General features: G+C 44.8%; 12 protein-coding genes. 6 read left to right on the top strand and 6 right to left on the bottom strand.

Annotation, left to right across the window (positions count from 1 at the left end):
• The first annotated feature begins 219 nt into the window (after positions 1-219).
• Positions 220-2,313 carry an ATP-binding protein gene (locus ACLVWP_RS14910; protein WP_413558362.1) on the top strand — a complete coding sequence of 698 codons (2,094 nt, stop codon included), beginning with the start codon at positions 220-222 and terminating at the stop codon, positions 2,311-2,313.
• Positions 2,314-2,317: 4 nt separating this feature from the next.
• Here the strand turns inward: ACLVWP_RS14910 and ACLVWP_RS14915 are convergent, their stop codons facing one another.
• Together ACLVWP_RS14915 and ACLVWP_RS14920 are read right to left on the bottom strand one after the other, a co-directional pair.
• Positions 2,318-3,847, bottom strand: coding sequence for a methyl-accepting chemotaxis protein (locus ACLVWP_RS14915; protein WP_413558364.1), 1,530 nt, complete (start codon positions 3,845-3,847; stop codon positions 2,318-2,320).
• 89 nt (positions 3,848-3,936) lie between these two features.
• The gene (locus ACLVWP_RS14920; RefSeq protein ID WP_413558365.1) at positions 3,937-4,836 is read right to left on the bottom strand and encodes a 2-oxo acid dehydrogenase subunit E2; all 900 of its coding nucleotides are present in this window, start codon (positions 4,834-4,836) and stop codon (positions 3,937-3,939) included.
• Positions 4,837-5,009: 173 nt separating this feature from the next.
• Here ACLVWP_RS14920 and ACLVWP_RS14925 point away from each other — a divergent pair, with 173 nt between their 5' ends.
• From ACLVWP_RS14925 to ACLVWP_RS14935, 3 genes are all read left to right on the top strand, one after another.
• Positions 5,010-5,591 (top strand): hypothetical protein, encoded by a 582-nt coding sequence (locus tag ACLVWP_RS14925; protein ID WP_413558366.1) that lies wholly within the window; start codon positions 5,010-5,012, stop codon positions 5,589-5,591.
• Complete coding sequence (locus tag ACLVWP_RS14930; RefSeq protein ID WP_413558368.1) at positions 5,581-6,876, top strand: methyl-accepting chemotaxis protein; 1,296 nt, start codon at positions 5,581-5,583, stop codon at positions 6,874-6,876. Before ACLVWP_RS14925 ends, ACLVWP_RS14930 begins: the two co-directional genes overlap by 11 nt.
• An 87-nt stretch (positions 6,877-6,963) precedes the next feature.
• On the top strand, positions 6,964-8,526 hold the full coding sequence (locus tag ACLVWP_RS14935; protein WP_413558370.1) for an FAD-dependent oxidoreductase: 1,563 nt from the start codon (positions 6,964-6,966) through the stop codon (positions 8,524-8,526).
• On the opposite strand, the gene ACLVWP_RS14940 is transcribed toward ACLVWP_RS14935, so the two are convergent.
• Complete coding sequence (locus ACLVWP_RS14940; protein ID WP_413558372.1) at positions 8,527-8,703, bottom strand: hypothetical protein; 177 nt, start codon at positions 8,701-8,703, stop codon at positions 8,527-8,529.
• 93 nt (positions 8,704-8,796) lie between these two features.
• On the opposite strand from ACLVWP_RS14940, the gene ACLVWP_RS14945 reads away from it, so the two are divergent.
• Positions 8,797-9,675, top strand: a complete 879-nt coding sequence (locus ACLVWP_RS14945; protein WP_413558374.1) for a DUF72 domain-containing protein — start codon at positions 8,797-8,799, stop codon at positions 9,673-9,675.
• Here the strand turns inward: ACLVWP_RS14945 and ACLVWP_RS14950 are convergent.
• Together ACLVWP_RS14950 and ACLVWP_RS14955 are read right to left on the bottom strand one after the other, a co-directional pair.
• Positions 9,656-10,213, bottom strand: a complete 558-nt coding sequence (locus tag ACLVWP_RS14950) for a flavin reductase family protein (protein ID WP_413558376.1) — start codon at positions 10,211-10,213, stop codon at positions 9,656-9,658. The two genes, ACLVWP_RS14945 and ACLVWP_RS14950, sit on opposite strands and share 20 nt — an antisense overlap.
• A gap of 15 nt (positions 10,214-10,228) precedes the next feature.
• On the bottom strand, positions 10,229-10,579 hold the full coding sequence (locus ACLVWP_RS14955; protein ID WP_413558377.1) for a 4a-hydroxytetrahydrobiopterin dehydratase: 351 nt from the start codon (positions 10,577-10,579) through the stop codon (positions 10,229-10,231).
• 128 nt (positions 10,580-10,707) lie between these two features.
• Between ACLVWP_RS14955 and ACLVWP_RS14960 the strand changes: the two genes are divergently transcribed.
• Entirely contained in the window at positions 10,708-11,145 is a 438-nt protein-coding gene (locus ACLVWP_RS14960) for an MAPEG family protein (protein WP_413558378.1), read from the top strand.
• On the opposite strand, the gene ACLVWP_RS14965 is transcribed toward ACLVWP_RS14960, so the two are convergent.
• Positions 11,142-11,975 carry a flagellin gene (locus ACLVWP_RS14965; protein WP_413558379.1) on the bottom strand — a complete coding sequence of 278 codons (834 nt, stop codon included), beginning with the start codon at positions 11,973-11,975 and terminating at the stop codon, positions 11,142-11,144. The two genes, ACLVWP_RS14960 and ACLVWP_RS14965, sit on opposite strands and share 4 nt — an antisense overlap.
• Between the last annotated feature and the right edge of the window lie 167 nt (positions 11,976-12,142).

Genomic DNA, 12,142 nt, shown 5'->3' on the forward strand with positions numbered 1-12,142 from the left:
GTCTAAAGCCACAGCAACAATTTCCAGCAAATTTAATGTGTATTTTGTTTATGCCTTTGACTGCTCCTTGGACTCGGACGCAGTTAGATATAGCCTTTAAGTATGGACACAAATCATGTTCACCAAAATTATTTGAAGACTCCCAAAACCCTAGCCGTGGGCGGTCTCGTCCTATTAGGCGCCATTGCATTCCTGATATATCTCAGTGGCGATAGGCTCATGGAAACAGCTGCTTGGCGCAGGCACACATATATAGTCATATCAGAAATCAAAAGCATGAAAGCGGCCCTAGAGGAGACCAAAGCCACTTTCACAGCTCTTTATATCAACCCCTATCAAACCTTTGATGCATTTTCGAAAGCTCAACAAGAGCTCCACAGAGCCGCATCAAATGTGAGTGAACTCGTAGAAGATAACAAGGATCAGTTAAGACGCGCTCAGAAAATTCAAAATCAAGTCACGGCCAAACTTGCTCTTTGGCAGAGTCATGCATTAGCCCTGCGCAATGGGAACAACATTTCCTCGCAACAATTCAGAACGTTGCTGTCTTCTGCGAATACTGATGAGCTCAATCGACTTATTACCGAAATGGAAACAGAAGAGCAAACCATCCTGATGCACAGGACCGCAGGCGTTGATCGCACTTTCCAAACAGCCTCCGCAGTGGTCATTGCCGGCATCGCTATCGCCTTCATTCTGTTTCTATTCTCGACTCGCCTTTTGCAACAACAAATTCTCATCTGTAAAAGAATTGAAGGTGAACTTGAAGCCTCCCGCGCGAAAGCACTCGAAGCTTCCAATCTAAAATCGTCGTTCCTCGCAAATATGAGTCATGAAATTCGGACGCCTTTAAATGGGATCATCGGAATGAGTAAGCTCTTAGAACAAACTCCATTGAATGCGCGGCAAATTGATTACTTAGAAACAATTAAAACATCCTCCACATCTCTCCTTTCTCTGATTAATGAAATTTTGGACCTTTCAAAAATCGAGTCCGGCAAACTCCAATTAGAAGAAACTAATTTTGAATTGTCTTCCCTTATCAAAAGCGCTGTCTCCATCGTTGACTACTCTGCAAAACTCAAAGGCCTGGAAATCAACACTGAGATCAGCACCAAGGTACCAGAATTCTTAAAGGGAGACCCCCTGCGCCTAAGACAGGTCTTACTCAACCTCCTGAACAATGCGATCAAATTTTCAGAGCAAGGACTTATTAAAGTCCGAGTCACTCCCCACGGTCCTGACGAAAATGGAACTCCCCATCTTTTATTTGAAATCATCGATCAGGGTGTGGGTTTTGATACGGATACGAAGGCTCGTTTGTTCCAGAATTTTTCACAGGGCGATAACTCCATGACACGAAAATATGGAGGAACAGGCCTGGGGCTTGCGATTTCCAAACAAATCGTCGAGATGATGAAAGGTAAGATTGACGTCGATTCAGTAAAGGGCATTGGCTCTCGTTTCTATTTTGACGTGACTCTCGGCCTTCCAAATACCGATGCTGAAATTAAACGAATCTCTAGTCTTAAACCCGTCGCTCCTATTCAAGGTCGCATTTTAATTGCGGAAGACAATCTGGTAAATCAGAAAGTCGTCTCTGAAATGCTATCCACCATGGGCTGTACCAGCCAAGTTGTTGAAAATGGACACGATGCCATCGCAGCACTCTTAACAGAGCCTTTCGACTTAGTTTTGATGGATGCGCAAATGCCCGAAATGGACGGCTATGAGGCCACTCGCCTTATTCGCCAAGGGCACGCCGGAGATGACAATAAAAATATTCCCATCTTAGCAACCACTGCCAACGCAATTAAAGGAGATATCGAACTTTGCTTGGAAGCGGGGATGAACGATTATATTTCCAAACCGATATCTTATAATGACTTGGCATTCAAAATCAGCAAATGGGTTGGCCGAGGAGCCCACATCGTGAACCCACTGAACCTTGATAACCTAAGTAAAGAAGACAAAAAAAGCGGTGCCCTCTTAAAGGAAGTCGTAGAGATTTTTAATCATGACAGTCCCGGCCTTATTGTAAAAATGAGAGCCGCGATTGCCGCCGGGGAATTAGAAAAAATCGGCCCGATCGCACATAACTTGAAATCATCTGCTGCGGTACTTGGCGCATTACGCTTAAAAGAAATTGCCGAAAGGGTCGAAGACCTAGATTTAAAATCCACCAACCAGCAACAGATGTCGCTATTGGTGGATTCAATGGATAAAGAGCTAAAAATCGTTCAGGAATACTTAGGTAAACATATTCGCAATCAATACCCGCCCCCAGGAGCGGGACCAAGCCTAAGTCCCTAAAGACTTAGGCTGCTTTGCGGCCCTCGACGAATTCGTTAAGACTCGTCACCAAACCATGCAATTTTTTAGACTGACCACACAGTTCTTCTGCGGCGGCCGCTGACTCTTCAGCGACAGCGGCATTGGACTGTGTCACTTTATCTAGCTGTGTAATCGAAGCATTGATCGCACTGATACCTTGAGATTGCTCGGCACTTGCTGCTGAAACCTCGGTATTCAGTTGATTCACCTTTTCAACCGTATTCACGATTTGATTTAAAGCCTCACCGCTATCGCGTGCAACTTCACAACCATGATTGATCTTACCAACACTGTCTTTAATAAGCTCGGTGATCTCTTTTGCTGAAATTGCACTTCTTTGCGCCAGTGCACGAACCGCCTCTGCAACAACCGAGAATCCTTTACCTTGCTCTCCGGCACGCGCGGCCTCAACAGCAGCATTTAGAGCCAAGAGATTCGTCTGGAAAGCGATATCATCGATGACATTAGTGATTTCTTCAATTTTCTTAGAGCTCGAAGCAATTTCATTCATCGACACAATCAGATTCTGAACTTGGGATTTACCCTGAGCCGCTCTGACCTGCGCCTCACCTGATAGATTTTTAGCTTCATTGGCATTCGATGAGTTCATCGAGATCATGCTCGATACTTCCTCTGTCGAAGCAGATGTCGTCTCAATAGACGCCGCAGCCTGAGTCGCCGAGGCACTCAAGTTTTGTGAAGCTTTAGAGATTTCAACCGAGGCGTTAGATACTTTTTCACCAGAATCTGTCAGCTCTTGAATAACTTCCATCAACGCAGCTAATGGTTTTCTTAACGTCAGAGCCACAGCTCCAATCACAACAAAACAGAAAATACCTGCAAACATCAAAATTTTCATCGATGCCGCTCTTCCGGCGGCTTTAACCTCTGCACGCTCAGATGAAATAGCGAGTACACCATGCAGCTTGCCGTCTCTCCAATTTTCCATTTGATGGCCAAGAATATCCTTACCATTCTTCCATGGGCTTGTTGCAGGATCACCATGGCAAACCATACAACCTTGAGCCTCAGAAAGGCGCACCGGACGATAAACCGTCACAGTCTCGTCAGTCATTGTTGTTACTTCCGGGAGATTCACATCGGCTGCAAATCTTTTGAAAACTTCCATTTCAGTTGCAGAAGCCATGTTTTGGCTATTGCGGGGTTCATCAGAAAAAACACGAAACTTATAGTGTTCTTTATCAGCTCCCTCTTCGCCCACCTTCATGGATGCAAAAATAGGAACTCTTTTAAGAACCTCAAGCTTTGCTTCTTTTGGAAGTTGACCATCAGGATATTTCTCGACCATTTTCTGGACAAGATCCTCAAGACCACCTTGTTGCGCGATATAGGAACGTACCACCTCCAAGCGACTTAGAATCGCTCGGGACTTCACCGCTAAATCTTCGCTTCCGATTTCATCGATTTGGTGACTACTGATATAGATTGATAGGCCGACACACATTGCACAACCTACTGCTACACTCAATAACACTCGCGTTGAAAATTTCATTCACACCACCCGCATTCGTTGGTGCTCTTATCGGATTCTTGACAAGGACAATCACTCAAGTTTCCTTGAGTGATCGTACCGCCATTTAGCTAGGCCATTTTCAGAGGGAAGGATGATAACTTTTGATAAGCTTTTTGTTCGTCTGATTTAGCATCACCAAAATATTTTTCTGGCTCAGCAAAGCACTTCTCGAAAATTTTCTGTAATGCAGCGGCGTGAGTTCCATCCATAAAGCGATGATCAAACGTTACTCCGATACGCGCCACAGGTCTAGCCTCGATTGCGCCAGTTTCAGTAACCCATGGACGTTGTTTAATTTGCCCGACGGTTAGCAAGATAGGTACTTTTGAATAAGCGACTAACGGTGCCCAGGCTGTGTCTGCGCCCATGCCGCCAATATTTGTAATCATGATCGACCCGAAGGCATCTCTAGGCATACCCGCCCAAGTCAGATTCAACCCAAGGTCATAATTCAAGAATGAAGAAACATTTAAAATAGTGCGGATGAATCCCCAAGGAACCCATTTCAAGGAATCTACAGATTTAGTCAACTCACTAGCAGCTCCGCCACGAATTGATTTAGATTTATTCGCTAGCTCTTGCGCGATCTGAAGTGCTGACAGATTCTGCGCTTCACGAACAACAACTCCCGTTAAAGTGGCCTTGCCGACCGTGTCCTCAGAGCTTCCCGGAACATTGACTTGATAAAAGATATCTACATTTTCACGCAGGTAAATTCTATTAAAGCGAATCATCCCGTTGATCTCAGGACGTTCTTTCATCGCCGTTGCCGCAGCCTTACCCACCAAGTGAGTAACTGATAGCTTCACACCCGTCGCCGCCTCTTGCTCTTTGATGTATCGCAAAGAACGAGTCATATCGATCTCAAGCAAACCATAGACTGAAGGATCTCCAGCTTTATGCCACGAGCCCATTGCGATTTTGCGGAAAGCCGATCCACCTTTAGAAAGCGTCATTTTTGTTTTCATGACTCTATGTTAGGTTTGTAGTTCGGCAGATGAAATATGAATAATGCAATTAATCGGGAATTTCGACCTACGAAGAGTCACAAACACGACTATGATCTACGTTTGCGACAAATAATGATTAAAATCCGTCCATGCTGTTAAAACCCGAAGAAGAGATTCCGAAATGTTAAGGAATGAAAAATATTCTGGTAACGTTCACATTGGTCTGTTGGGGGCTCGGCACCCTAGCATTAGTCTCGCAGTTTTACGGCTGGCATCTCATGACATTTTCTTCGACACCTACTCTCGCAGCAAAGCAAAATGGTGAGTGGACTTTAACCCATGTCCTCAGTGAGTCCTGCAAGTGCTCAGCAAAAGTCATGGCGTATTTAAAATCTCGTGGTCCCGAGAAATCAGTTAACGAAGAAATCGTTCTCCTTGGCAGAGCACCGGCAAATACCCAGGATCTCGTTGCTCAAGGATTTACTGTTCGTCACTTAAATCCTGAAGAAATCAAAGAGGACATTTCAAAGTTGGGAGTGCCTTTCCTACTCGTCACCACACCTAAGGGCGATACCGTCTATGCCGGTGGATATTCTGAAAAATCCGTCCAAGATGGCAGTCCCATCAGAGACCTTGAAATCTTGGGAAGCCTTCAGGGTAAGGGCACCGTTCAAAACTTCCCTATCTTTGGCTGCGCGATCAGTCGCAAGCTTCAAAAACTAGTTGATCCATTCTCATTAAAGTATTCAAACCAGGTGAACCATGAACTTTAGACAAAGTTTTACTCGCTCTCGTTCGGCAATATTTCTAATCAGTCTGTTTGCACACCTACCTATCTTCTCATACCTTGCTGCTACCAATGGTCATAGTCAGTGGACAGCATGGGGCGTAGGCTTGTTCATACTCTCTGCCCCGACCATTGCTTACTTCCTTGGTGTTACATCAGCGCTTCTTCCAAATCTTTTGGCCGTGGCCATCATGAGTTTCTCTGGACTCCTGATCCATCTGGGCAATGGAATGATCGAGATGCATTTCCACGTCTTTGTGTCGCTGGCTTTCTGTTTAAGCTTTGGTATGGTGTCACCAATTCTAACTGCTGCGACCACCATCGCCCTTCATCACATTGGATTCTTTCTCTGGTTTCCGAAAAGTGTTTTTAACTATGACGCAGGATTCGGGATCGTCTTGCTACATGCTGTCTTTGTGGTCTTGGAAACAATTCCATTGATGTTTATCGCGCGACGATATGGCTCGTTTATTCAGATGCAAGATACAACGATTGCCCAGCTCACTCTGATATCTGGACAAAATTACGACGGCTGTACCGTTATTGGCGACACCGGTAAAAAGCTGGACGCAGCTACCGCAGAGGTAAGCCAAAGCCTTGAGAACTCTTTGCAGCGTCTGAACGATTTGTTGGCTGTAGTAAATCACAACTCGGGATCTGCGAAAGAGGCAGAGTCCCTCTCTACGACTTCTAAACAGGTCGCTGAAGAAGGATCAAAACACATCATGGACCTTATCGGCACCATCAAAAAAGTTTCGGCAAGCGCGAATGAAATCAGTAATATCGTTACGGTTATCGAAGACATCGCTTTCCAAACAAATCTTCTAGCCCTGAATGCTTCCGTTGAAGCCGCCCGCGCGGGTGAACATGGGCGAGGTTTCGGTGTCGTGGCTGAAGCGGTCAGAACCCTCGCTCAACGTTGCGCAAATTCTGCTAAAGACATCTCGGGACTGGTTAAGGGAAATGTGGAAACCATCCGCACGGGAGAAAAAAGTGCCGATCTCAGCAGTCAGTCACTCAATGAAATTCTGACGGCTGTAAATCGCGTGCAAACTCTGAATGCTGAAATCGCAACATCCAGCGCCTCGCAAAGCCAGGAGCTAGAGAAAGTTACACAGACGATCTCTGCGGTCGATCAGCTTAATTCACAGAATACTGGGTACGCGAAAGACCTTAACAAAACATCCGACCAGCTTCTTAACGATGCTCAATTGCTGACAGAACTAGTCAGCAGTATGCAGGACTCTTCCCACGCCAAGAAAGACGCCTAATCACTGCAACCTTGTAAAATAACAGCTATCCCCTCTAACCAGTGAATGGAAAAATGAGGGGATGCTTTTTTTGACAAGGACGTGATCATGGCCATCTATCAACAAAAAACCCAATCATTATGGCAAAAGCACTTTATACTCCCCGAGTTCCCGAAACTCACAGAACCGATACAAACAGATATCTGCGTTGTCGGCGGTGGTGTTGCAGGAATGCTTGTTGCCTATGAGCTCGTAAAACAAGGCCGCGAGGTTGTTGTCCTTGAGCGTGGGCCTCTTCATAAGAATGAAACAGGATTCACAACGGCCCATTTATCAGACGCTATTGATGACGGCTTTGCTCACATCAAAAGTATCCATGGCATTGATAAGTTAAGACTCTTCTATCAAAGCCACAAAATGGCCATTGATATTATCGAAAAAATTGTTCGTGACGAGGGAATCGAATGTGACTTCCAACGAGTCGATGGATTCCTATTTCTTTCATCTGATAAGAGCGCTGAGTATCTTGCGCAAGAATACGAAACAGCGCTAGAAGCTGGCGCCGAAGACATTAAACTCGCAACTGACTTTCCCGAAGCCTTTTTCAACATGGGAACCGCGATCCGATTTTCCAATCAAGCTCAGCTCCATCCTCTCAAGTTCATTCAAGGGTTAACCCAGGCGGTCCTTCGCGGCGGCGGCAAGATATATACCCATTCAAATGTTGAGGACGTTCATGAGGGAGATGAAGTCTTTGTTACAGTTGGCGGAAATCGCGTTTCATGCAACTCGATCGTTCTTGCAACCAATGGTCCGACAACAACAAACTCACTCTACCTAAAACAAGCTGCGTACCGAACATACTCTGTCGCGGTTAAGATTCGCAAAGACTCCGTGAAGCCAGCTCTTTACTGGGATACCTCTGATAGCTATCACTATCTCCGCGTGGCGTCCTCATCAGATCCAAACTCTGATGTTTTAATTATCGGCGGAGAAGATCATCGTGTCGGCGAAGGACACCCTGAGAAAGCTTTGGAGAATCTTTTGTCTTGGATTCAAACTCGCCTGAGTCTGCCTCACCCCGAAGTCGAAGCATTCTGGTCCGGGCAGCTTTTAGAACCTGTCGATGGATTAGCATTTATAGGCAGATCTCCCGGCAAAAAGAATATCTATATAATTACAGGCGACTCAGGACATGGGTTCACTCACTCAGCCATTGCATCCAAGTTAATCAACAACCTTATTCAGGGTGAGCATTCCGAGCTTGCAAAGCTCTATGATCCCCACCGCTTCGCCATAAAAGCTCTTAAAGACTATGCCTCAGAAAACTTAAATACAGTTCAACAGTATGCCGACTGGATCATGCCTCACGAAAGTATCACGCACTTAGCGAATGACGAAGGCTGTGTCGTGAATCACGGCTTACAAAGAATTGCGGTCTATAAAGACAACGAAGGTCATCTCCACAAAATGTCAGCGGTGTGTCCCCATATGGGGGGAATCGTAAAATGGAATTCTTTGGAGAAAACCTGGGACTGTCCCTGTCACGGATCCAGGTTCAATTGTTTTGGCGGAAGCTTGCACTCACCCACAACTTTGGATCTTCGTTCCTTGGAACCAAAAAATCCAGAGGCCCCTGGTAATTCGCCGAACTACCAAGAGCCTAGGTAATTAAACTTTGCGGCTGGAGTTGGATTCTTTGTCACTCATGTGCTCGATTTTATCACCGAGATCATGAATGGCTTTGCCAGTTTTAGGAGCTTTTTCTGAAACCTTAGATCCAACTTCCTCGATTTTGTCGCCAAGTTTGCGTGAGAAGCTTTCATTTGAGTTTTTATTTGCAGCCATAACTGCCTCCTTGTTGCCCCTATTATAACGATGAAGAAGCAACAAGCGGGTGAATAGTGAACCAAGATGTATGATCACATGAGAGGAGGTCCTATGACCGTGCGAGTTGGCATTTCAGGATGGGTTTATCCACCATGGCGTGGGGTCTTTTATCCAGAGGACGTCTCCCAAAAGAAAGAACTGGCCTTTGCCAGCCGACAGGTTTCTTCCATCGAAATCAATGGATCATTCTATTCCAATCAAAATCCAACGACCTATCTTCGCTGGTATCAAGAGACTCCTCCAAACTTTTGCTTCTCCGTAAAAGGTTCAAGGTTCATCACGCATATTCTAAGACTTAAGAATATAGAAAAACCTCTGATCAACTTCTTTGCCTCTGGGGTTTTGAATCTCAACGAAAAATTAGGAGCATTCCTCTGGCAACTCCCGCCCAGTTTTGTCTATGATCCTGAGCGCCTCGAGACCTTCTTCAAATTACTACCAAAAACATTCCCAGAGGCAGTCAAGCTGGCGGACCGATCTGACCGATATGGACAGCATTACTCCACGGAGATTCGCAATAACAAGACTGCTTTAAGGCACTCCTTAGAGATCCGGCATCACAGTTTTGAAAACCCAGAATTCATCTCTTTACTTAAAAAATACAACATAGCTCTGGTCTTTGCCGACAATGCTGGCAAATGGCCCTACATGGAAGACGTGACAGCAGACTTCCTCTATTTACGTCTCCACGGCGACGAGGAATTCTATACGAGTGGCTACGAAAAAGATTCCTTGCTGTGGTGGGGAGATCGAATCAACGAATGGCAGAAAGGACGACAGCCCAAAGACGCCCTCACCTTGACTGAAGAAAAGATCCCACCCAAAAAAAGGGATCTCTATGTCTATTTTGACAATGATCTAAAGGTTAAGGCTCCCTTTGACGCTCAAGAGCTGATGCGAATACTTAAACTCAAAGGTACTCAGACTTAAAAAATTTTCTTTTACTAACATGCTCCCCGGAAAGCATAAACACACCATCTCCAGTATAATGAAACGTCCGTGGGTACTTGGGTGTTTTCGGGGCATGAGCTTTGACTACTTCAAAAATAAAGAAATTATATGACGACACAAGTTTGCTGTCTTTCAGCCGACATTCTAAATTAGCAAAGCATTCCTTGATCAAAGGTGCTTTCACTTTGGTAGCGGTTTGTGCAGTTAAGCCGAACTCTGCAAATTTATCAACTTCAGTACCCGAGCAATTACCAATCTTAACTGTCGTTTCTAAAAGATCCACGGTCGGAATGTTAATGACACATTCTTTGCTTTTACGAATCAAATCAAAACTGTGATTCGAAGAAGTTATCATACAGCCAATCAAGGAAGGTGAAAACTCCAAGACTGTATGCCACCCCATCGTCATGACATCTTGCTCTTCCTTCCACCGGGAACTCAATAAGACAATGGGTCCCGGCTCAAGGAAACGACGAATTTCACTGACAGGAAAATCTTTTTTCAAATAGGTCTTCATGACCTCAATTATGCCCTAGTGAGCAACGGCAGCAAAATTGTGACTTGCCATTGCATCAATTTTTGCAGCGCAGATGAAGTCATTTTCAGAAATTCCATTAACAGAATGAGTATTGAACATCACCACACAACGTTTGAAGGACACCAGTAGATCAGGATGATGGTTCTCAGCGTTGACCACAAAAGCCACTGCATTTACGAAGGCCATGGTTTCGTAATAGTCTTTAAAGTTGAAGGCCTTAACAATGTGGTTGTCTTCATAAGACCACCCCTTCACTCCCGCCAGATATTCATCAATCTCAGTTCCTGAAAGGGCCTTCTTAGCATTCTTACTTTTCTTTTTTAAAAGCTCCGCTGAATTAATCATCGCGACCTCCTGTCCTCAATCTTAGATTAAGAAGGAGTAATAAATAAAGAATTCACTCCGCGGATTGCCTTGACACATATTTTTTGCGGTCTATCTTATTCTTTCACATGATTTAAGGAGTCGAGAAAATGTCATCCAACATACAAATTGTTTTTCCAATGTGCGCAATGTTTCTGATTGTGGTGGTTGTGTTGGTGAAAGTTCTCATCGGACGATTTAGCGCCGTCAAAAATAAATCAGTTAAGATCAGCTTCTATAAGACGCTGACAGAGGGACAAGAGCCTGCAGAAGCTATCCAAGCGGTTCGCCACTTCTCGAATTTATTTGAGGCACCGGTATTATTCTATGTCGCTTGTATTATCGGTATGATTTTACCCGTGCAGAACATCGCCTTTGTGGTTTTCGCTTGGCTCTATGTTGCAGCTCGCACAGGTCATGCGATTATTCACTTAGGAAAAAACAACGTAATGACACGCATGAAGTTCTATACATTTGGTTGGATGATGCTAATCGCAATGTGGATCATGATCACCATCAAAGCAATTAGCATCGCAACAACTGTTTAGCCTATCAGTTTCAAAGCCATCTGCTGGGAAGTGTTGGCTTGGCTCAAAACCGATGTTCCAGCCTGGAGCAAGATATTATTTCGAATCATCTCGCTAGAGGCTGCTGCGACATCGGTATCACGAATACGACTGTTCGCCGCAGAAAGATTCTCCTGCATCACACCTAAGTTATCAGAAGTCGATGTCAGACGATTCTGCAAGGCACCCATATAAGCACGGGTTCCGTTGATCGAAGTCTGCGCATCATCTAGTTTTGCTAAGGCATTCTGAGCAGCCTCTTTCGAATCATAGGAAAGTCCCTCAAGCCCTAAGGCATCGAGTGTTGCCACTCCCTGACCAGCTTGGAACGTAATACGATCAGATTCTGCGCTATTGTGGATACCGACTTGAAAATCAAATGCAGGAGCACTGCCATCCAAAAGTTTCGTCGAACCCCACGTTGTGGTTTTAGCGATACGCTGAATCTCTTCACGTAACTGCGTGACCTCTTTATTCAACATGCCACGCTCTTTATCACCAATAGTGTCAGAGCTGGCTTGAATTCCCAATTCACGCAAACGGATAACGATATTGCTGATCTCATTCAAACCGCCCTCAGCCGTTTGAATCATAGAAATACCATCATTCGCATTTCTTTGCGCCATTGCCGCCGAACGAATTTGTGCCTTGAAGTTTTCTGAAATTGCCAAACCAGCAGCATCATCTGCAGCTTTGTTAATACGACTGCCCGATGATAGCTTTGCCATCGAGTCATTCATGATCCTTTGCGAACCCATAAGGTTACGTTGTGCATTGATCGCAGCAATATTCGTTGAGATTCTCATTCCCATTTCATTTGTCTCCGCTGAGCTAATAATCGGGAAACAGTGGTAGGACTTCACAAGACCATAGTTATAGTTTCTTTGTTCTACAAAGTTCTGTGCAGAAGACCTGCATCACGGTGAGATAAATCAACGTAATCTGAGGATTTTTTAAAACTAAACAGGCAAAAAACTCT

Source organism: Bdellovibrio sp. HCB209 (genome assembly GCF_047306065.1).
Taxonomy (GTDB): domain Bacteria; phylum Bdellovibrionota; class Bdellovibrionia; order Bdellovibrionales; family Bdellovibrionaceae; genus Bdellovibrio.

What these genes read in the sequence shown, in the direction of transcription:
- ACLVWP_RS14910 (WP_413558362.1), top strand. Translation starts at nt 220, where the DNA reads ATGGAAACAGCTGCTTGGCGCAGGCACACATATATAGTCATATCAGAA.
- ACLVWP_RS14915 (WP_413558364.1), bottom strand. Translation starts at nt 3,847, where the DNA reads ATGAAATTTTCAACGCGAGTGTTATTGAGTGTAGCAGTAGGTTGTGCA.
- ACLVWP_RS14920 (WP_413558365.1), bottom strand. Translation starts at nt 4,836, where the DNA reads ATGAAAACAAAAATGACGCTTTCTAAAGGTGGATCGGCTTTCCGCAAA.
- ACLVWP_RS14925 (WP_413558366.1), top strand. Translation starts at nt 5,010, where the DNA reads ATGAAAAATATTCTGGTAACGTTCACATTGGTCTGTTGGGGGCTCGGC.
- ACLVWP_RS14930 (WP_413558368.1), top strand. Translation starts at nt 5,581, where the DNA reads ATGAACTTTAGACAAAGTTTTACTCGCTCTCGTTCGGCAATATTTCTA.
- ACLVWP_RS14935 (WP_413558370.1), top strand. Translation starts at nt 6,964, where the DNA reads ATGGCCATCTATCAACAAAAAACCCAATCATTATGGCAAAAGCACTTT.
- ACLVWP_RS14940 (WP_413558372.1), bottom strand. Translation starts at nt 8,703, where the DNA reads ATGGCTGCAAATAAAAACTCAAATGAAAGCTTCTCACGCAAACTTGGC.
- ACLVWP_RS14945 (WP_413558374.1), top strand. Translation starts at nt 8,797, where the DNA reads ATGACCGTGCGAGTTGGCATTTCAGGATGGGTTTATCCACCATGGCGT.
- ACLVWP_RS14950 (WP_413558376.1), bottom strand. Translation starts at nt 10,213, where the DNA reads ATGAAGACCTATTTGAAAAAAGATTTTCCTGTCAGTGAAATTCGTCGT.
- ACLVWP_RS14955 (WP_413558377.1), bottom strand. Translation starts at nt 10,579, where the DNA reads ATGATTAATTCAGCGGAGCTTTTAAAAAAGAAAAGTAAGAATGCTAAG.
- ACLVWP_RS14960 (WP_413558378.1), top strand. Translation starts at nt 10,708, where the DNA reads ATGTCATCCAACATACAAATTGTTTTTCCAATGTGCGCAATGTTTCTG.
- ACLVWP_RS14965 (WP_413558379.1), bottom strand. Translation starts at nt 11,975, where the DNA reads ATGGGAATGAGAATCTCAACGAATATTGCTGCGATCAATGCACAACGT.